Annotated in this window: 14 protein-coding genes and 1 tRNA gene; 9 read left to right on the top strand and 6 right to left on the bottom strand. The window is 67.3% G+C overall.

Annotated elements, in window-relative coordinates:
* Position 1 precedes the first annotated feature (1 nt).
* The 3 genes from coaE to polA form a co-directional block, all read right to left on the bottom strand.
* Positions 2 to 1,216 (bottom strand): dephospho-CoA kinase, encoded by a 1,215-nt coding sequence (gene coaE / locus B9D87_RS04105; protein WP_007776134.1) that lies wholly within the window; start codon positions 1,214 to 1,216, stop codon positions 2 to 4.
* Positions 1,217 to 1,222: 6 nt separating this feature from the next.
* Positions 1,223 to 2,659: a 30S ribosomal protein S1 gene (gene rpsA, locus B9D87_RS04100; RefSeq protein WP_007776137.1), complete on the bottom strand. Its 1,437-nt coding sequence runs from the start codon at positions 2,657 to 2,659 to the stop codon at positions 1,223 to 1,225.
* Positions 2,660 to 2,906: 247 nt separating this feature from the next.
* On the bottom strand, positions 2,907 to 5,642 hold the full coding sequence (gene polA, locus B9D87_RS04095) for a DNA polymerase I (protein WP_052002583.1): 2,736 nt from the start codon (positions 5,640 to 5,642) through the stop codon (positions 2,907 to 2,909).
* 77 nt (positions 5,643 to 5,719) lie between these two features.
* Here polA and B9D87_RS04090 point away from each other — a divergent pair, with 77 nt between their 5' ends.
* Complete coding sequence (locus tag B9D87_RS04090; protein WP_007776142.1) at positions 5,720 to 6,163, top strand: Zn-ribbon domain-containing OB-fold protein; 444 nt, start codon at positions 5,720 to 5,722, stop codon at positions 6,161 to 6,163.
* On the top strand, positions 6,160 to 7,359 hold the full coding sequence (locus B9D87_RS04085) for a lipid-transfer protein (RefSeq protein WP_007776145.1): 1,200 nt from the start codon (positions 6,160 to 6,162) through the stop codon (positions 7,357 to 7,359). Before B9D87_RS04090 ends, B9D87_RS04085 begins: the two co-directional genes overlap by 4 nt.
* Before the next feature lie 15 nt (positions 7,360 to 7,374).
* Here B9D87_RS04085 and B9D87_RS04080 read toward each other — a convergent pair whose 3' ends face one another.
* Positions 7,375 to 7,992 carry an ANTAR domain-containing response regulator gene (locus B9D87_RS04080; protein WP_007776147.1) on the bottom strand — a complete coding sequence of 206 codons (618 nt, stop codon included), beginning with the start codon at positions 7,990 to 7,992 and terminating at the stop codon, positions 7,375 to 7,377.
* A 112-nt stretch (positions 7,993 to 8,104) separates the two neighbouring features.
* Between B9D87_RS04080 and B9D87_RS04075 the strand changes: the two genes are divergently transcribed.
* The 7 genes from B9D87_RS04075 (at position 8,105) to cydC (ending at position 16,937) form a co-directional block, all read left to right on the top strand.
* Positions 8,105 to 8,181: transfer RNA gene (locus B9D87_RS04075), tRNA-Leu, on the top strand.
* 767 nt (positions 8,182 to 8,948) lie between these two features.
* Entirely contained in the window at positions 8,949 to 10,280 is a 1,332-nt protein-coding gene (locus B9D87_RS04065) for an adenylate/guanylate cyclase domain-containing protein (protein ID WP_007776149.1), read from the top strand.
* 27 nt (positions 10,281 to 10,307) lie between these two features.
* Positions 10,308 to 10,913 (top strand): HdeD family acid-resistance protein, encoded by a 606-nt coding sequence (locus tag B9D87_RS04060; protein ID WP_415623600.1) that lies wholly within the window; start codon positions 10,308 to 10,310, stop codon positions 10,911 to 10,913.
* A gap of 88 nt (positions 10,914 to 11,001) precedes the next feature.
* On the top strand, positions 11,002 to 12,474 hold the full coding sequence (locus B9D87_RS04055; RefSeq protein ID WP_007776151.1) for a cytochrome ubiquinol oxidase subunit I: 1,473 nt from the start codon (positions 11,002 to 11,004) through the stop codon (positions 12,472 to 12,474).
* Positions 12,475 to 12,509: 35 nt separating this feature from the next.
* Entirely contained in the window at positions 12,510 to 13,550 is a 1,041-nt protein-coding gene (gene cydB, locus B9D87_RS04050; protein ID WP_007776152.1) for a cytochrome d ubiquinol oxidase subunit II, read from the top strand.
* Between the two features lie 86 nt (positions 13,551 to 13,636).
* The gene (cydD, locus tag B9D87_RS04045) at positions 13,637 to 15,223 is read left to right on the top strand and encodes a thiol reductant ABC exporter subunit CydD (RefSeq protein ID WP_040631864.1); all 1,587 of its coding nucleotides are present in this window, start codon (positions 13,637 to 13,639) and stop codon (positions 15,221 to 15,223) included.
* Positions 15,210 to 16,937 carry a thiol reductant ABC exporter subunit CydC gene (gene cydC / locus B9D87_RS04040; protein WP_007776160.1) on the top strand — a complete coding sequence of 576 codons (1,728 nt, stop codon included), beginning with the start codon at positions 15,210 to 15,212 and terminating at the stop codon, positions 16,935 to 16,937. The genes cydD and cydC overlap by 14 nt, the downstream gene beginning before the upstream one ends.
* Here the strand turns inward: cydC and B9D87_RS04035 are convergent.
* Both B9D87_RS04035 and B9D87_RS04030 read right to left on the bottom strand, forming a co-directional pair.
* Positions 16,833 to 17,576: a maleylpyruvate isomerase N-terminal domain-containing protein gene (locus B9D87_RS04035; RefSeq protein WP_080598647.1), complete on the bottom strand. Its 744-nt coding sequence runs from the start codon at positions 17,574 to 17,576 to the stop codon at positions 16,833 to 16,835. The two genes, cydC and B9D87_RS04035, sit on opposite strands and share 105 nt — an antisense overlap.
* A gap of 114 nt (positions 17,577 to 17,690) precedes the next feature.
* Positions 17,691 to 19,091: a bifunctional lysylphosphatidylglycerol flippase/synthetase MprF gene (locus B9D87_RS04030; protein WP_040631866.1), complete on the bottom strand. Its 1,401-nt coding sequence runs from the start codon at positions 19,089 to 19,091 to the stop codon at positions 17,691 to 17,693.
* Positions 19,092 to 19,194 lie beyond the last annotated feature (103 nt).

Genomic DNA, 19,194 nt, shown 5'->3' with positions numbered 1-19,194 from the left:
CTCAGGGCTTCCAACCGGTCGAGTCGGCCCACTCCCAGGCCCGCCGGTAGGCATCGAGGAACCACGGTTCCTTGACCTCGACGTACGCCGCGGTGTCCGTTCCGCCGTCCCGCTCGGCCGCGCGCTTGACGTTCAGGTAGTCGGCGCGGGCGTCGGGGTTGGCCGTCAGCCAGTCCACGAACAGCAGGGCGAACTGCTGGTTGGGCCAGCCGTCCACCCGGATGTGCACGTTGGTGGGTCGACCGGGGTCGGCCGAGGCGTGGATTCGCTTGAACCACAACGCCGGATCGTCCCGGCGATCGTAGCGTTCCACGGTGCTGCGGGCGTCGGGCTTGGCCACGTCCTCGGCGATGTGTTTGATGCGCGGATACCCGGCCGACAGCAACACCTCGACGAGTTCGTCTGCGACGGCCAAAGATTCCACGGTGATCTGAACGTCGATGACGTCCTTGGCGGGAAAGTCCGGCACCGCGGTTGAGCCGATGTGATCGACGCGCAACGCGCGGTGACCGCAGCTGGCCTTGAGGCGGTTCACAATTCGCTGTGCCTGGTCCGCCCAGCTCGGGTCGGGCGGCACCAACCGGGCCGGGGCCCGGACGATCCGGTGCGCGCTCAGGTTGTGTGCGAACGGGACGATGCGGTTGTTCCACACGTCGTGGGCGCGCTGGACCAAATCCTCGAGGCTGCCCGAGTTGTCCAGCCAGATGTCGGCGACCGCGCGGCGCTGCTCGTCGGTGGCCTGCGCGGCGATCCGCGCGCGGGCGTCATCCTCCGGCATGCCGCGCTGCTCGACCAGGCGCCGCAGCCGCACCTCGACGTCGGCGTAGACGATGACCACAAGCGGGAACAGCGGCGCCATCCCGGACTCCACCAGCAGCGGAATATCTTCGACCACAACGGAATCCTCGGGCACCGACGCGATGATCTCCGAACGGCGATTGCCCACCAGGGGGTGGACAATCCCGTTCAGCGTCTTGCGTGCCTCGTCGTCGCGAAAGGCCTTGGCGGCCAACGCCGGTCGATCCAGCGATCCGTCCGCGAGCAGGATGTCGCTCCCGAACGCCTCGACCAGCGCTGCCAGGCCGTCGGTGCCCGGTCGCACCACCTCACGCGCGATCACGTCACCGTCGACGATGACGGCACCGTACTTCTCGAACGTGGATGACAGCGCCGACTTGCCGGCGCCGATGCCACCGGTCAACCCGATACGCAGCATCGGCGATTAGGCGTTGCCGGCGAGTTTCTCCCGCAGAGCGGCCAATTGGGCGTCGCTGGCCAGCGATCCGCCCGCCTTCTCCGGAGGAGCGCCGTTGCCCGGCGACTGCTCGGCGTGCCCGGCAGCCTCGGCGGCGGCGAACTTCTCCATCTGCGCCGTGTGCATCTTGTGCCGGCGCTCGGCCTCGGCGTAGCGGGCTTCCCACTCGTTGCGCTGCTTGTCGAAGCCCTCGAGCCATTCGTTGGTCTCGGCGTCGAAGCCCTCGGGGAAGATGTAGTTGCCCTGCTCGTCGTAGCTGTCGGCCATGCCGTACTTGGCCGGGTCGAACTCGTCGGTGTAGTCCTCGTTGGCCTGCTTGAGCGACAACGAGATCCGGCGCCGCTCCAGGTCGATGTCGATGACCTTGACCATCGCGTCGTCGCCGACGGCGACCACCTGGTCGGGAACCTCGACGTGGCGCTCGGCCAGTTCGGAGATGTGCACCAGGCCCTCGATGCCCTCCTCGACACGCACGAACGCACCGAACGGAACCAGCTTGGTGACCTTGCCGGGCACGATCTGGCCGATGGCGTGGGTGCGGGCGAAGTGGCGCCACGGGTCTTCCTGAGTCGCCTTCAGCGACAACGAAACCCGCTCGCGGTCCATGTCGACGTCGAGCACCTCGACGGTGACCTCGTCGCCGACCTGAACAACCTCGGACGGGTGGTCGATGTGCTTCCAGGACAGCTCGGAGACGTGCACCAGGCCGTCCACACCGCCGAGGTCGACGAACGCGCCGAAGTTGACGATCGACGACACCACACCCTTGCGGATGGCGCCCTTCTGCAGCTGGTTGAGGAACTCGCTGCGCACCTCGGACTGGGTCTGCTCCAGCCAGGCGCGCCGGCTCAGCACCACGTTGTTGCGGTTCTTGTCCAGCTCGATGATCTTGGCCTCGATCTCCTTGCCGATGTACGGCTGCAGATCGCGCACCCGGCGCATCTCGACCAGCGAGGCGGGCAGGAAGCCGCGCAACCCGATGTCGAGGATCAGGCCACCCTTGACGACCTCGATGACGGTGCCCTTGACGGCCTCGTCCTTCTCCTTGAGCGCCTCGATGGTGCCCCAGGCGCGCTCGTACTGCGCGCGCTTCTTGGACAGGATCAGGCGACCCTCTTTGTCCTCCTTGGTGAGGACCAGGGCTTCGACCTCATCACCGACGGAAACGACCTCGTTGGGGTCGACATCGTGCTTGATGGAGAGTTCGCGGGCGGGGATGACCCCTTCGGTCTTGTAGCCGATATCGAGGAGCACCTCGTCCCGGTCCACTTTGACGATCGTGCCTTCGACGATGTCGCCATCGTTGAAGTACTTGATCGTTTTGTCTATTGCGGCGAGAAAGTCCTCGCTCGAGCCAATGTCGTTGACGGCTACTTGCGGCGAGGTGACGGCGGGACTCGGCATATTGTTGGGTTGCTCCGGACAGGTTGGGTCGTAGGGACAATTCTGGATTTACCTGTCGAGGCTACTCGACTGTGCACACGCTGGCCAAACTCAGCGTGATCCCGCCGGGTCGAGCGGCAGCCCCGAATGTGACGCCACACCGAATCCGCAGCAAACATTTCGCCATTGCACCAGTCTCGACAACGGGCTGAGCAGCGAATATGCGTCCGCGGGGCCCTCCGTGCGCCGCACCGGACCGATCGCCGCGCTAATGCGCCGCGGCGTCCCAGGAGCGGCCGTAACCGACCGAAACCTCCAGTGGCACGTCGAGAGGGTAGGCGCCGCCCATTTTGTCGCGTACCAGCGCCTCCAGCTGCTCTCGCTCGCCGGTGGCGACCTCGAACAGCAGCTCGTCATGCACCTGCAGCAGGATGCGGGAGGACAGCCCGGCGTCCTTGATCGCCCGGTCGACCTCGAGCATGGCCACCTTGATGATGTCGGCCGCGCTGCCCTGGATCGGCGCGTTGAGCGCCGCCCGCTCGGCGGCCTCGCGCACCTGGCGGTTGCTGCTGTCGAGTTCGGGCAGGTAGCGACGGCGGCCGAAGACCGTCGACGTGAAGCCGTCCTTGCGGGCCTGCTCCACGACATTCATCAGGTAGTCGCGCACCCCGCCGAACCGGGCGAAGTATTGCTCCATCTGGTCTTTGGCTTCCTCGGTGGAGATTTTCAGCTGCGCGGACAGCCCGTAGGCGCTCAATCCGTAGGCCAGGCCGTAGGACATCGCCTTGACCCGGCGGCGCAGTTCGGCGGTGACCTCGTCGATCGGCACGCCGAACGCCCGCGAGGCGACGAACGAGTGCAGGTCCTCGCCGGTGTTGAACGCCTCGATGAGGCCGGCGTCCTTGGACAGGTGGGCCATGATCCGCATCTCGATCTGGCTGTAGTCGGCCGTCATCAGCTCGCTGTAACCGTCGCCGACGACGAACGCGTCGCGGATCCGCCGGCCCGCCTCGGTGCGGATCGGAATGTTCTGCAGGTTCGGCTCGGTCGACGACAATCTGCCGGTGGCGGCGATGGTTTGGTTGAACGTGGTGTGGATGCGGCCGTCCGAGGCCACCGCGTTCAGCAACCCGTCGACGGTGACTTTGAGCCGGGTGGCGTCGCGGTGGGTCAGCAGGTGCTGCAGGAACGGATGGCCGGTCTTGTCGAACAGCGACTGCAGGGCGTCCGCGTCGGTGGTGTAGCCGGTCTTGGTGCGCTTGGTCTTCGGCATCTCCAGCTCGTCGAAGAGCACCGCCTGCAACTGTTTTGGCGAGCCCAGGTTGATCTGCTTACCGATCACCGCGTACGCCGCCTCGGCCGCGTCGCGGATCTGGTGCGCGAAATCGCTTTGCAGCTCGCCGAGCAGATCCAAATCGACTGCGATACCGGCGTTTTCCATGCCGGCCAGCACTCGCTGCACCGGGAGCTCCATCGTGCTCAACAACGAGGTGGAGTTGATCCGGGCCAGCTCCTCGTCGAGCGCGTCGGCCAGGTCCAGCACCGCCACCGCGCGCAGGATCAGCGTCTGCACCGCCTGGTCGTCGGTGCCCTCGTTGTCGTCGAGCAGCGAAAGTTGTTGCTGTTCAGGGTTTTCCGCGCGCAGCTCGCGGCGCAGGTAGCGCAGCGACAGGTCATCGAGGGAGAAGCTGCGCTGCCCCGGCCGCACCAGGTAGGCCGCCAGGGCGGTGTCGGAGGTGACGCCGGCCAGCGTCCAGCCCCGTCCGGCCAGGTCATGCATCGCCAGCTTGGCCTCGTGCAGCGCCTTGGGCGGACCAGGGTCGGCAAGCCAAGAAGCCAGCGCCGCTTCGTCTTCGGGATCCAGCGTCGCGGTGTCGATGTAGCGGCCCTCGCCGTCGGCGGAGACGATGGCCAGCGCGGTGGCGTCGGCGTCGTAGGCCAGGTGGGTGCCGACGACGGCCAGGCCGAACCGCTTTCCCGAGCTGTGCTCGGCCAGCCACACGGCCAGCTCACCGGCTTCCAGCGCACCGCCGCGCACGTCGAAGCCCTCGTCGACCTCGGGCTCCACCGCGGCCAGGGTTTCGAACAACCGGTCCCGCAACACCCGGAACTCCAGATCGTCGAAGAGCCGGTGAATCTGGTCGCGATCCCACGGCTGCAGCCGGAGCGTGTCCGGAGTCTGGGCCAGCGGCACGTCTTTGACGAGGTCGGTCAGCTCGCGGTTGCGGATGACGCTGGCCAGATGTTCGCGCAGCGCGTCGCCCACCTTGCCGCGCACCGAATCGACGTTGTCGACCAGCGCCTGCAGCGAGCCGTATTCGCCGATCCATTTGGAGGCGGTCTTCTCCCCCACCCCGGGGATGCCGGGCAGGTTGTCGCTGGGATCGCCGCGCAGAGCGGCGAAGTCGGGGTATTGCCGGGGCGTCAGCCCGTACTTCTCGACGACGGCGTCCGGGGTGAAGCGCGTCAACTCGCTGACGCCCTTGCGCGGATACAGCACCGTCACGTTGTCGCTGACCAACTGCAGCGAGTCGCGGTCGCCGGTGACCACCAGCACCCGGTAGCCCTCGTTTTCGGCCTGCGTGGCCAGGGTCGCGATCAGGTCGTCGGCCTCGAACCCCTCCTCGGCCAGCACCGTGATGCCCAACGCCGCCAGGACTTCCTTGGTGATGTCGATCTGGCCGCGGAACTCGTCGGGCGTCGCCGACCGATTGGCCTTGTACTCCGGGTAGCGCTCGGAGCGGAAGGTCTGCCGGGACACGTCGAACGCCGCCGCGATGTGGGTCGGCGCTTCGTCGCGCAGCAGGTTGATCAGCATCGCGGTGAAGCCGTAGACCGCGTTGGTGGTCAGCCCGCCGCGGGTCTTGAAGTTTTCGGCGGGTAGCGCGTAGAACGCCCGAAACGCCAGCGAGTTGCCGTCCAGCAGCATGAGCGTCGGCGTGGTTTCTTCCTCGCTGGCCTTCGGCGTGGTTTTCGTGGCGGGCACGGGTCTCACTCTAGGCATGCGCTACGACGAGTCACCGGAGCCGGCAGAACTGCAACACGTTTCAGTTTTGTGTATGAGCTGGGTAGTCTGGCCGGGTGCCAGAGGTCACCAGTACACAAGCCGCTATCGACGGGTGGTTCGCCACCGATGACGCCGGAAATCCCCACCTGATCGGCAGCAAGTGCCCCGAGTGCGGCACCTACGTCTTCCCGCCGCGGGAGAACAACTGCCCCAACCCGGCGTGCGCCAGCGACACCCTGGAGTCCGTCGCGTTGTCCACCCGCGGAACGCTGTGGAGCTACACCGAGAACCGGTATCCGCCGCCCGCGCCCTACCCGGCGGCCGACCCGTTCGAACCATTCGCCATCGCCGCGGTGGAGCTGGCCGACGAGGGGATCATCGTGCTCGGCAAGGTGGTCGAGGGCACGCTGGCCGCCGACCTGAAGGTCGGCATGGAGATGGAGCTGGCCACCATGACACTGTTCACCGACGACGACGGCGTCGAGCGCCTCGTGCACGCTTGGAAGGTCGCCCGATGAGCCCTGAACCGCTCTACATCCTCGGCGCCGGGATGCACCCGTGGGGCAAATGGGGCCGCGACTTCACCGAATACGGCGTGGTCGCCGCGCGCGCCGCGCTGGCCGAGGCGGGCCTGGACTGGCAGCAGATCCAGCTGGTCGCCGGCGCCGACACCATCCGCAACGGCTACCCGGGCTTCATCGCGGGGTCGACGTTCGCCCAGAAGCTCGGCTGGAACGGCGTGCCGGTCAGCTCCAGTTACGCCGCCTGCGCCAGCGGCTCGCAGGCGCTGCAGAGCGCGCGCGCCCACATCCTGGCGGGCTTCTGCGACGTCGCGCTGGTGATCGGGGCCGACACCACCCCGAAGGGCGCGTTCGCCCCGGTCGGCGGCGAACGCAAGAACGACCCCGACTGGCAGCGCTTCCACCTCATCGGTGCGATGAACCCGGTGTATTTCGCGCTGCTGGCGCGCCGCCGGATGGACCTCTACGGCGCGACGTCCGAGGACTTCGCCGCGGTGAAGGTGAAGAACTCCCAGCACGGCCTGCAGAACCCGAATGCCCGCTACCGCAAGGAATCTTCGGTCGAGGACGTGCTGGCGAGCCCGGTGGTCTCCGACCCGTTGCGGCAGCTCGACATCTGCGCCACCTCCGACGGCGCCGCGGCGCTGATCGTGGCCAGCGCCGAGTTCGCCCGCAAGCATCTCGGTTCGCTCGAGGGCGTGCCGTCGGTGCGCGCGGTCAGCACGGTCACGCCGCGCTACCCACAGCACCTGCCCGAATTGCCGGACATCGCAACGGATTCCACCGCCGTCGTGGCGGCACCGGAGCGGGTGTTCAAGGATCAGATCCTCGATGCGGCCTACGCCGAGGCGGGCATCGGTCCCGAGGACGTGAGCCTGGCCGAGGTCTACGACCTGTCCACCGCGCTGGAGCTCGACTGGTACGAGCACCTGGGGCTGTGCGCCAAGGGTGAAGCGGAGGAGCTGCTGCGCAGCGGCGCCACCACGATCGGCGGCCGGGTCCCGGTCAACCCGTCGGGCGGGCTGGCGTGCTTCGGCGAGGCGATTCCCGCGCAGGCGATCGCTCAGGTCTGCGAGCTGACCTGGCAGCTGCGTGGCCAGGCCACCGGCCGGCAGGTGGAGAACGCCACCGTCGGGGTGACCGCCAACCAGGGGTTGTTCGGGCACGGCTCGTCGGTGATCGTCGCGCGCTAGGACCCTCCCGGGCGATCAGCCTTCGTCGTCGGTGTCGAGGGTCTCCAGCACGACTTCGGCCACCCGCTTCATCGTGGTCCGGCGGTCCATGGCGGCGCGCTGAATCCACTTGAACGCCTCGGGCTCGGTCATGCCCTGCTTGGTCTGCAGCAGGCCCTTGGCGCGCTCGACGACCTTGCGCGTCTCGAGCCGGTCCGACAGCGTCGCGACCTCGCGTTCCAGCTCGGCGATCTCGCCGAAACGGCTGACGGCCAGTTCGATGGCCGGGATGAGGTCGCTGATTGTGAAGGGTTTCACCAGGTAAGCCATCGCGCCGGCGTCGCGCGCCCGCTCCACCAGATCGCGCTGGCTGAACGCGGTCAGCACCACGATCGGCGCGATGCGCTTGCTGGCGATCTCCGATGCGGCGTCGATCCCGTCGCGGCGCGGCATCTTCACATCCATGATCACCAAATCGGGCCGATGGGCTTCCGCCAATTCGACGGCTTCCTGTCCGTCGCCGGCCTCCCCGACGATCTCGTAACCCTCCTCTCGGAGCATCTCGGCGAGATCCATGCGGATGAGCGCTTCGTCTTCAGCGATCAGGACCCGGCGCGGCACAGCGGCGTCGGTGTCGGTCGTGGGGCCTGTCATGACGCATATTGTGTCGTGAACGCCTCAGACCAGCGACCTCGGGGGCGGTGAGGCAGTTGAGCACTCGTGATCCTCTATGGTGGGAGGCTGCCTCTAAGGTAAGAGGCCGCGCGCCCTCGTATCCCAACTGGCAGAGGAAACGGATTCAAAACCCGTACAGTGTGAGTTCGAATCTCACCGAGGGCACCACACCCGCCGCGTCCCGGCCGGGCGTCCCGGTCGAGCGTCCCGCTTCACATCGACGCGCCGCAGGAGCCGCGGGCGCTTTCCGGTACCGAAGTTGACCCTCTGCGGGCTTCACCAAACCCGTCGGTCTGTTATTGAGGCCTATACCTTCCAATGGTATGGATTCAGCCCCGTTTATAAACTCCGCGCAAATTTCGACAAACAATGCATTGTCACGAGCGCGATGAATTCAGATTATTTTTTTCCGGCCCCGCGACGCGCGCGCCGAAATGCATCCAGCAACGGCTTCGTTCGCGTGGGCCCATGCTCGGGGATTCCGTGCCGACCGGACCGTCGGGGTGGGCCTCACCCCTCGTCGAGGCCCACCGTCCGGTTCAGTCGCCGAATGATCGGGTGATGCAGACCTGGTCTGACGCAGAGACATTCAGCCCCGTGGCGTCGTTACCGATGGAGTCGCCCGCGACCCGGAGAAGCCAGCTCGGCTCGCTACAGGCGGCACTACAGCCGTCCATGAGCACGGCGGTGAGAGCAAGGATTAACGCAAGAACGAATCTCTTGAGACCCGCCATCAGGCACCCCTTAGTCGAGGCGAACACGTGTCGAACAGCCCTGCCCAACACGTGTTAAATAACCATAACGATCCATTCGCAAACCCGATTACAACCCGATAACAAAGTTGTTATCAGACTCGGGAAACTCGCGGGAGCGAAAACGGCAATATTCATGCCGCAGTCGACAAAATTCGCTGCTCAGCGGTTAGGCTTACACCCGTGGCGGCCAAGAAGTGTGGTGCCCCACCAACACGCCTAGACGGCTCCTCGGAGCGCCCGGACTGCGTGGCCGCGGCGCGGGCCCAGTCACGCGACCGCACTCAGCACTACGCCGACAGCGCCGCACGCGAGTATCGAGTGCTCATGATCGCGGCCTGGCTTGCAGTGGCAGTCTCCACCACTTTCGTCGTGCTGCAGGTCGTCACCGGGGCCTGGATCTGGCAGATAGTCCTCGTCAGTTCAGCCTCCGCGGTGATCTTCGCGTGTGTGCCGTGGCTGCACCGCTTCGGTGACCTGGTTGCGCCGCTGACCTTCATCGGTGCCGCCTACGTCACGGTCTTCGTCACCTGCTGGGATTCGGGCACCGCCTCGGGCGCCCAGTTCTTCTTGGTGGTAGGCGCCTGCCTGGTGGTGCTGGTGCTGGGGCTTGATCACATCGTGTTGGCCGCGATCCTGGCGGCGATCGCCGCCGGCCTGATCATCGCCCTGGAATTCCTGGTTCCCCGCGACACCGGTCTGGTGCCGGCTTGGGCGCAGTCCATGATGTTCGTCGTCACCATCGTCTCCGCCTGCGTGATGGTGTTCATCACGGTGTCGTACGCGCTGCGCGACACCCAGCGCGCGGAGGCGGTGATGGAATCCGAGTACGCGCGGTCCGAGGCGCTGCTGGCCAACATGTTGCCGGGCAGCATCGCCGAACGCCTCAAGAGCGCCGACCGGAACGTGATCGCCGACAAGTACGACGAGGCCTCCGTCCTGTTCGCCGACATCGTCAGCTTCACCGAACGCGCCAGCAGCACCACCCCCGCCGACCTGGTGCGCTTCCTCGACCGGCTGTACGGCGCCTTCGACGAGTTGGTGGACAGGCACGGCCTGGAGAAGATCAAGGTCAGCGGCGACTCCTACATGGTGGTCAGCGGGGTGCCGCGCGCGCGGCCGGACCACGCCTTCGCCCTGGCCGCTTTGGCGCTCGACATGGCCAATGTTGCTGCCGCACTGAAGGATCCGCATGGCCAGGCGATCCCGTTGCGGATGGGCATGGCGTGCGGGCCCGTCGTGGCCGGCGTCGTGGGCTCGCGACGGTTCTTCTACGACGTATGGGGCGACGCCGTCAACGTCGCGTCGCGGATGGAGTCCACCGATTCGGTGGGCCGAATCCAAGTGCCCGAGGCGATGTATGAACGCCTCAAACACGAGTTCGTTCTGCAGGAGCGCGGCCGGATCGAGATCAAGGGCAAGGGCGTTATGCGCACCTGGTATCTGATCGGTCGCAAGGCGGGCGAAGAACCCACCGACCTGCGTGCCGAAGATCCGCGCACGGTCCACGTCTGACGAAAGTCCCTGTACCACCGCTCACGTTTGTGCCAGACTGCGGCCATGACTATCTCCCCTGGCTCTCCTGGAACCCACCCCGTTCCAAGCCTGCTGCCGCATCTGTGGAAATCCGCTCTGCTGTCGGGAATTCTGTCTCTTGTCCTCGGTGTCCTGGTGCTGGCGTGGCCGGGAATTTCCATCCTGGTCGCCGCCGTCGCCTTCGGCGTTTATCTGTTGATCACCGGCATCGCGCAGGTCGTCTTCGCGTTCTCGTTGCATGTCTCGGCGGGCAGCCGGGTCCTGCTGTTCATCAGTGGCGCAGCGTCGTTGATCCTCGCGCTGCTGGCATTCCGCCATTTCGGTCAGGGATACGCAATCCTGCTGCTGGCCATCTGGATTGGCGTCGGGTTCATCTTCCGCGGTGTCGCCACAACGATTTCGGCCGTCAGTGACCCACACCTGCCGGGTCGAGGCTGGAACATCTTCGTCGGTGTGATCAGCCTGCTCGCCGGCATCGTCGTGCTGGCCTCGCCGTTCCAATCCATCGTCACCCTGGCGATCGTGGTCGGCGCGTGGTTCGTCGTCATCGGCGTATTCGAGATCATTTCCTCGTTCGGAATTCGCAAGGCCTCCAAGACCCTCGCCGGCTGACGAGGGCACCGGTAGCGGAGGCGCCGACTCATCTACTACACTCTGTCGTAGCCGTTGGTCGGCCCTCCGCAGTCTCGGGAGATGACAGATGAATGTCGTCGATATTTCTCGGTGGCAGTTCGGTATCACTACCGTCTACCACTTCATCTTCGTGCCGCTCACCATCGGTTTGGCGCCGCTGATCGCCATCATGCAGACGGTGTGGGTGGCCACCGGCAACACCGCCTGGTACCGGCTGACCAAGTTCTTCGGCAAGCTGTTCCTGATCAACTTCGCCATCGGCGTGGCGACCGGGATCGTCCAGGAATTCCAGTTCGGGATGAACTGGTCGGAATACTCGAAGTTCGTCGGCGACATCTTCGGTGCGCCACTGGCGATGGAGGGGTTGTTCGCCTTTTTCTTCGAGTCCACCTTCATCGGGTTGTGGATCTTCGGCTGGAGCCGGCTGCCGAAGCTGATACACCTGGCCTGCATCTGGATCGTCGCGTTCGGCGTCAATGCGTCGGCGTTCTTCATCATCGCGGCGAACTCGTTCATGCAGCACCCGGTCGGCGCGCACTACAACCCGGCGACGCGACGCGCCGAGTTGGACGACATCTTCGCCCTGCTCTCCAATAACACTGCGCAAGCGGCGTTTTCACACACCGTGACCGGGGCGCTCCTGGTTGCGGGCACCTTCGTCGCCGCGGTCAGCGCCTGGTGGATGGTGCGCTCACGCACGCAGGCGTCCGCCACGCCCAAGGGGCAGACCGATGCCCGCACCATGTTTCGTCCGGCGGCCATCCTGGGCTGTGGGGTGGTGCTGCTCGCCACCGTCGGCCTGTTCTTCACCGGCGACCGGCAAGGCAAGCTGATGTTCGTCCAGCAGCCGATGAAGATGGCGTCGGCGGAGGCGTTGTGCCACAGCCAAACCGATCCCGACTTCTCGGTGCTGACGATCGGAACGCACAACAACTGCGGCAGCGTCGCCGAGGTGATCAAGGTGCACTACGTGCTGCCGTTCCTGGCCGAGGGCAAATTCAGCGGCGTGACGCTGCGTGGGGTGGACGAGTTGCAGCAGGAGTACCAGCAGCGCTTCGGGCCAGACGACTACCGGCCGAACCTGTTCGTCACCTATTGGTCCTTCCGGGCGATGATCGGGTTCCTGGCGATCCCGGTGCTGTTCGCCCTGACCGTGTTGTGGGTCACCCGCGGCGGGCGAACACCCAAGAGCCGCTGGATGTCCTGGTTCGCCCTGCTCACCATCCCGACGCCGTTCCTGGCCAACATCTCCGGGTGGGTGTTCACCGAGATGGGCCGTCAACCCTGGGTGGTGGCACCCAATCCCACTGGGGACCAATTGATTCGGATGACCGTGCGCGAAGGGGTGTCACATCACGTGCCCGGCATGGTCGTCACCTCGCTGGTGACCTTCACCCTCGTCTACGCGGTGCTCGCAGTCCTGTGGTTCTTCCTGCTCAAGCGCTACACCGTCGAGGGGCCGCTGGAACACGACGCGGAACCCGCTCCCCCGCAGGCGCCCAGCGATGACGAGGTGGCACCTCTGTCCTTCGCGTACTGACGAGGGCTTACCCGACGCCGAAAGGAGTTGCGACGGTGGGACTGCAGGAAGTGTGGTTCGGCATCCTCGGGGTGCTGTTCCTGGGTTTCTTCATCCTCGAGGGCTTCGACTTCGGCGTGGGCATGTTGATGGAGCCGTTCGCCCGCGTCGGCATCGGCGAACCCGAGCCGCTGCGCCGCACGGCGCTCAACACCATCGGACCGGTGTGGGACGGCAACGAGGTCTGGCTGATCGTCGGCGGCGCCGCGATGTTCGCCGCCTTCCCCGCCTGGTACGCCACCGTGTTCTCCACGCTGTACCTGCCGCTGCTGGCGATCCTTTTCGGCATGATCGTGCGCGCCGTGGCCATCGAGTGGCGCGGCAAGATCGATGACACCAAATGGCGCGGCTGGGCCGACGCCGCCATCGCTGCCGGGTCGTGGCTGCCGGCCGTTCTGTGGGGCGTCGCGTTCGCCGTCCTGGTGCGTGGGCTCCCGGTCGAGGCCGACGGCCACATTCACCTCTCGATCACCGACGTGCTCAACCCCTACACGGTGCTGGGCGGCCTGGCCACCGCCGGACTGTTCTTGTTCTACGGGGCGACGTTCGTCGCGTTGAAGACCTCGGGCGCCATCCGCGACGACGCCTATCGGTTCGGCGTCTGGTTATCACTTCCGGTCACCGGACTGGTTGCGGCGTTTGGGCTCTGGACGCAGCTGGCGCACGGCAAGGGCTGGACCTGGCTGGTGCTGGCCGTGGCGGTGCTGGCGCAACTGGCGGCGGTGCTGCTGGTGTGGCGCCGCGCGTCCGACGGCTGGGCGTTCACCTGCGTCGCGCTGGTGGTGGCGGCGGTGGTCATTCTGCTCTTCGGCTCGCTGTATCCGAACCTGGTGCCCTCGACGCTGAACCCGCAATGGAGCCTGACCATCTACAACGCCTCGTCCACCCACTACACTCTCAAGGTCATGACGTGGGTGACGGCGTTCATGGCCCCGCTGACGGTGATCTACCAAGCCTGGTCGTATTGGATTTTCAGGCAACGGATCTCGGCCGACCGGATACCCGCGCCGATCGGACTGGCAAGGCGCACGACCTGAGCGGTACGGACCGTGCCAGCCGGGCGCCGCTAGACCCGAGACTGTGGCGAGCGTCGGCGGCGGTGCGCCGCTACCTTGCCGCCGTGGTGGGCTGCGGCGTGGTGATCTCCGGTTGCGCGATCGGGTCCGCGATCATCTTGGCGCGTATCGTCGCCGGCGTCGTCGGCGACCCCGCCCCGAGCCTGCACGCCTGGCTGGGTCCGCTGTCAATCCTGTTGGCGCTCTGGACGGTCCGCGCGCTGACGCATTGGCTTCAGGCCCGGTTGGGACAACGTGGAGCCAGCGCGGTCATCGCCGACCTGTCCGGCCAGGTGCTGGCCGCGGTGACCGCCAGGCAACCCGGTGAACTGGCGACGCAGCGCGACACCGCCGCCGTCGTCGTGACCCGCGGACTGGATGGCTTGCGCCCGTACTTCACCGGGTACCTGCCGACGTTGATGCTCGCCGCGATCCTGACCCCGGCCACCGTCGCCGTGGTCGCCGCCTACGACCTGAAATCGGCCGCAGTCGTGGCGATCACGCTGCCCCTGATACCGATCTTTATGGTGCTGATCGGGCTGGCGACCGCCGACCGGTCGGCCGCGGCGCTGGCCGCGATGACGACGCTGCAGGCCCGGTTGCTCGACCTGATCGCCGGCATCCCCACCTTGCGGGCGCTGGGCCGCAGCTCGGGCCCCGAACACCGCATCGCCGAACTGGCTGCGGCACACCGCCGCTCGGCCATGGCGACGCTGCGCATCGCATTCCTGTCGGCCCTGGTGCTCGAGCTGCTGGCCACGCTCGGGGTGGCGCTGATCGCGGTCGGGATAGGTTTTCGCCTGGTGTTCGGCGAGATGACCCTGACCACCGGGTTGACCGTCCTGTTGCTCGCGCCGGACGTGTACTGGCCGCTGCGCCGCATCGGCGTGGAATTCCATGCCGCGCAGGACGGCAGGGCCGCAGCCGGTGCCGCGTTCGCCCTCATCGGCGAGCCGGCCGCGCCGACCGCCAAGACTCAGACGGTCACGGCCCGCGGCGCGCGGATCCGCCTCGACCATCTGACCGTTACCGGCCGCGACGGGCAGGCGCCGTACGATCTGAGCGCGGTCATCGAGCCCGGCTCGGTGACGGTGCTCACCGGACGTAACGGCGCCGGCAAGAGCACCGCCCTGCAGGCGGTCGCCGGCATCAGCGTGCCCTCATCGGGCCGGGTCAGCGTGGACGGCGTCGACGTCGCCGGCCTCGAGCCGGCCGGCTGGTGGGCGCAACTGTCCTGGCTGCCGCAACGTCCGGTGCTCGTGCCGGGCACCGTCGACGACAACCTGAAGCTGCTCGGAGAGCTGCACGACGCCGAAAAGGCTTGTGCCGATTCCGGATTCGACGCGGTGCTGGCCGAGCTGCCAGATGGCGGCGCCACGGTGCTCGGGCGCGGCGGCACCGGATTGTCGCTGGGGCAGCGGCAGCGGCTGGGTCTGGCCCGTGCGCTCGGCTCGACGGCCGCCGTGCTGTTGCTCGACGAGCCGACCGCACACCTGGACGCGGCCACCGAGGACCGCGTGTTGCGGGCCATCGTCGAGCGGGCCCGCGCGGGTGCGACGGTGATCGTCGTCGGCCATCGTGCGCCGGTGCTGGCCATCGGTGACCGGGTCGTCGAAGTCGTCGCCGACCGGAGGGCGCATTATGCACCGGCGTGATCCGCTCGAGGACGCCTGGACGCTGCTGCGCCCGCGGCTGCCGCGCGTACTGACGGCGATAGCGCTCGGGGTGCTCTCGCTGGGAAGTGCGCTGGCGTTGGCCGGTGTGTCGGCGTGGCTGATCACGCGGGCATGGCAGATGCCGCCCGTGCTGGACCTGTCGGTGGCGGCGGTCGCGGTCCGGATGTTCGCGATCTCGCGGGGCGTGCTGCACTACTGCGAGCGACTGGCCACCCACGACACGGCCTTGCGCGCCGCCGGCACCGCCCGGGTGCAGATCTACCAGCGGCTGGCGCGCGGACCGGTGGCGGCCGCCGTCCGGCTGCACAGCGGTGAACTGGTGGCGCGGGTCGGCGCCGACGTCGACGAGCTGGCCAACGTGCTGGTGCGCGCCCTGGTGCCGATCGGGGTCGCGGTGGTGCTGGCGCTGGCGGCGACCGCCGTCGTGGCGGCCATTTCACCGGCGGCGGCCGTGGTGCTGGCCGGCTGTCTGCTGATCGCCGGCTTCGTCGCGCCCCGGCTCGCCGGCCTCGCGGCCGCGGCCCAGGAAGACGTTGCGCGGCAGCATCATTCCGAGCGCGACACATCGGCGATGGTGGCGCTCGAACATGCGCCCGAGCTTCGTGTCGCCGGCCTGCTGCCCGACGTCATCGCCGAATCGCAACGCCGGCAACGCGCGTGGGGCGACGCTCTGGACGCCGCCGCCAAACCGGCGGCCATTGCCGAGGCGATGCCGACCGCCGCGATCGGGGCGAGCGTGCTGGGCGCGGTGGTGTGCGGGATCGGATTGGCGCACGCGGTCGCGCCCACCACGCTGGCGGTGCTGATGCTGCTACCGCTGTCCGCCTTCGAAGCGATGACGCCGTTACCGGCCGCCGCGGTCCAATTGACGCGGTCGCGGATCGCCGCGCGCCGCCTGCTCGAGCTGACGCCGCCCGGACCCCAGAACGCGGCGGCGAGGGCGCCCGCACCGGTCGGGCCCGGACGGTTGTCGGCCGACGTGCGTTCCGGTCATGACGGCGCCGCACGCTCGACCCGGATAGCGGTGGACCTGGCGCCGGGTGCGCGGCTGGCCGTTACCGGCGCCAGCGGTTCCGGCAAGACGACGCTGTTGATGACGCTCGCCGGCCTGCTGCCGCCCCTGGACGGGCGGGTGACGCTGGACGGCACCGCCGTGAACGAGTTCGGCGAGGCCGACTTGCGCAGCGCGATCGGGTTTTTCGCCGAGGACGCCCATATTTTCGCCACCACCGTCCGCGACAACCTGTTGGTCGCGCGCGGAGACTGCACCGACGAGGAAATGACGGCAGCGCTGCGCGCCGTAGGCCTGGGTGGCTGGCTCACCGGTCTGCCCGACGGGTTGGCCACCGTGCTCACCGGTGGGGCGCAAGCGGTTTCGGCCGGCCAGCGCCGAAGGCTGTTGCTGGCCCGGGCGGTGCTCTCGCCCACGCGGATCGTGCTGCTCGACGAGCCCAGCGAGCACCTCGATGTCACCGACGCCGAACAGGTTCTCCGCGACCTGCTGGCCCCGGATTCGCGGTTGATGTCGGCGGAGCGGACGGTGGTGGTGGCGACCCACCACCTGCCCAAGGGCTTCGACTGCCGTCAACTACGCGTCGCTCAGGAGGCGCCGCAAGACGTCGTCGAGTGTCTCCGCGTTGGCGCTCGGGTAGCGCAACCTGGACGGGCAGCGTCCCCACAAGACCAGCGGTAACTCGTGGGGCGCGAGTTCTATCACGATGCCCGCCTCGGCCGGAATTGCCGACAATCCCGGTGCCACAACCACATCGGGCCGGTGGCCGCTTCGTAGCGTCACCGGCCGGGTTATCGCGCAGGCATCGCGCCAGCGGCGCGATTCCACCAGGGCCGGCAGCGCGTCGAATGCCGCGAGCGCGTGGGTGACCATGGCCGGGTCCGAGAGCGGCCGGACGCTGTGGTCGTCGTCGCCCACCAGATCCCACCGGTGCAGCACCGCTTCGCTATGGCTGTGCATGGCCAACCGCTCGGCGGTCATTTCCCAGCCCGTGTACATGATGGTGTCGTCCGCTTTGAGGGCGGCGACGCTCGACTCGAAGCGAGCGGCGTGCTCTACCAACCGCTTTCGGAGGACAGGATCTGGCAACGCCCGAAACGGCGGCTCGCGTACCTCCCACGAACGCGTCGCCCTCGCTGGCCGGCCCGCCAGATATTCCTCGATGAGGTCAGCCCGTTCGGCCGCTGCGGCAGTCACATGGGCGGTGAGCTCGTGGGCGCTCCAGCCGGTGCACCAGGTTGGCGCGGATGCCTCGCATTTGGACAGGCTGGAGATGAACGCGCGCATGGCTTCATCCCGCAGGCTTACGCTGTCTGTCATGGTGCCGAAAGGAACTCCCGGATGAATTCGCGGCTGGCGTTCTCGTGCAGTCCCCACCCAACCGTCCGGGTCGGCGCAGCGCTAGCCGTTTTCCGACATCACAGTTGGGCGCACTCAGAGGTGTCGCCGGCGCGGCATGAACTCCAGCGACAGCAGCACGAACAATAGCGGCACGATCTGCGTCATGGAGATCAGCGCGTAGCGGCGGGCGTCCAGCGCGTGCCACTTGCGCACATACCGGTACAACGACTCCAGCGCGATCAAGGGGTCGAGAACGTGGATCAACCGGTAGAAGACGCGCTGCGTCCAGCCGCGGTTCTTGTCGTCGAAGATCTCCGGGAATGCGGCGAAGGCCAGCGAGACCCGCTGCGCGCCAGTCTCTTTACCGGCCATGATCATGTCGACGCTGAGGCGCTCGTCGAGCCCGTTGGGCGCGCTGCGCCTGCGCCACGGCACATCGAGGGTGATGTCGCTGCCCGCGCCCGCCGTGGCGTACCGGTGGAATGCCTGCACCGTTCCCGCCTTGTCCCGGGCGATGATGAGCTGGATGCCGGGGAAACGGCCCTCCAGCACGCCGTCGAGGTTCATGTGGAATCCCCGATCGGCGTGGGCCCCCTTGGACGACTCGTGCACCACCTCGGTCAGCTCGGCCAGCAGCTCGTCGTCGAGTCCCTGCTCCGGCACGATTTCGGTTGTCACACCGCAATTGTGGGTGCGCTTGACCGCCTGACGCAGGTTGCGGAATTTGCGGCCGACCATGTCGAAGCCGGCCACGTCGACCACCACATCACGGCCAATCGGAATGGGCCGCAACGATTGTCCCAACACCGTCGAATCGGTCCACAGGCCCAGCCGCCGCTCGCCGCACCCCACGACGGCGATGCGCCAGCCGTGGGCGTGGCAGGTGGCGGCGAAATCGGCCACCAGTTCCGGGAACTGGGCCTCGTCCCCGATCGGGTCACCGCTGACCACGGCGATTCCCATCCGCGTACGGTAGGCCAGCGCCGCGGTGCCGTCGGCGGTGAAGTGATAGCTCTTGCCGGTCTGCATGGTGAACGGTGCCAGTGCGTCGCCGGCCGTCGCGTCGATCAGCTGCCACACCCGCGGCAGGTCACCGGGCCGCGGATACGAGGTCGTCGGCCACATCAGCACCATGCCCGAGCCGGCGATCACCAGGTCGCCGAGCAGATCGAACGACAGCACGTGCAGGCCCAGCCCGGCCAGCACGAAAAAGGCGGCGGCGATGGCGTGCATGGTCGTCACCGGGCGGCCCAGGAAGATGCCGCGAGCCATCCAGGCCACCGCCACCAGCACGGTCAGCGACCAGGCCAACCGGTCGGTGTAGTTCCAGCTCGGATGGCTATGGTGCCGCGCGAGGATCTCGATGAGCCAGCACGCCGCGCCGAACAGCGCCAACGCGCCGATCAAGCGGGCCGCGAGCGAATCGACCGACACGACAACGCGTTCGCGCGCGCGGGGTCTTGCTGCCGTGACGTCCACCACTGGCCCGTTCACAATCACCTCCCGATGCGCTGACATCAGCTGGGCGGCTTGATCGCCGCCTCTGCACCGAATACCCGACTACGTCAAAGCTACGCCCGGTTACGGCCGTTTAGGG

It is taken from the genome of Mycobacterium colombiense CECT 3035, assembly GCF_002105755.1.
Taxonomy (GTDB): domain Bacteria; phylum Actinomycetota; class Actinomycetes; order Mycobacteriales; family Mycobacteriaceae; genus Mycobacterium; species Mycobacterium colombiense.
Note: the sequence above shows the minus strand (reverse complement) of the source record. Positions and strands in the feature narration are given on the sequence as shown.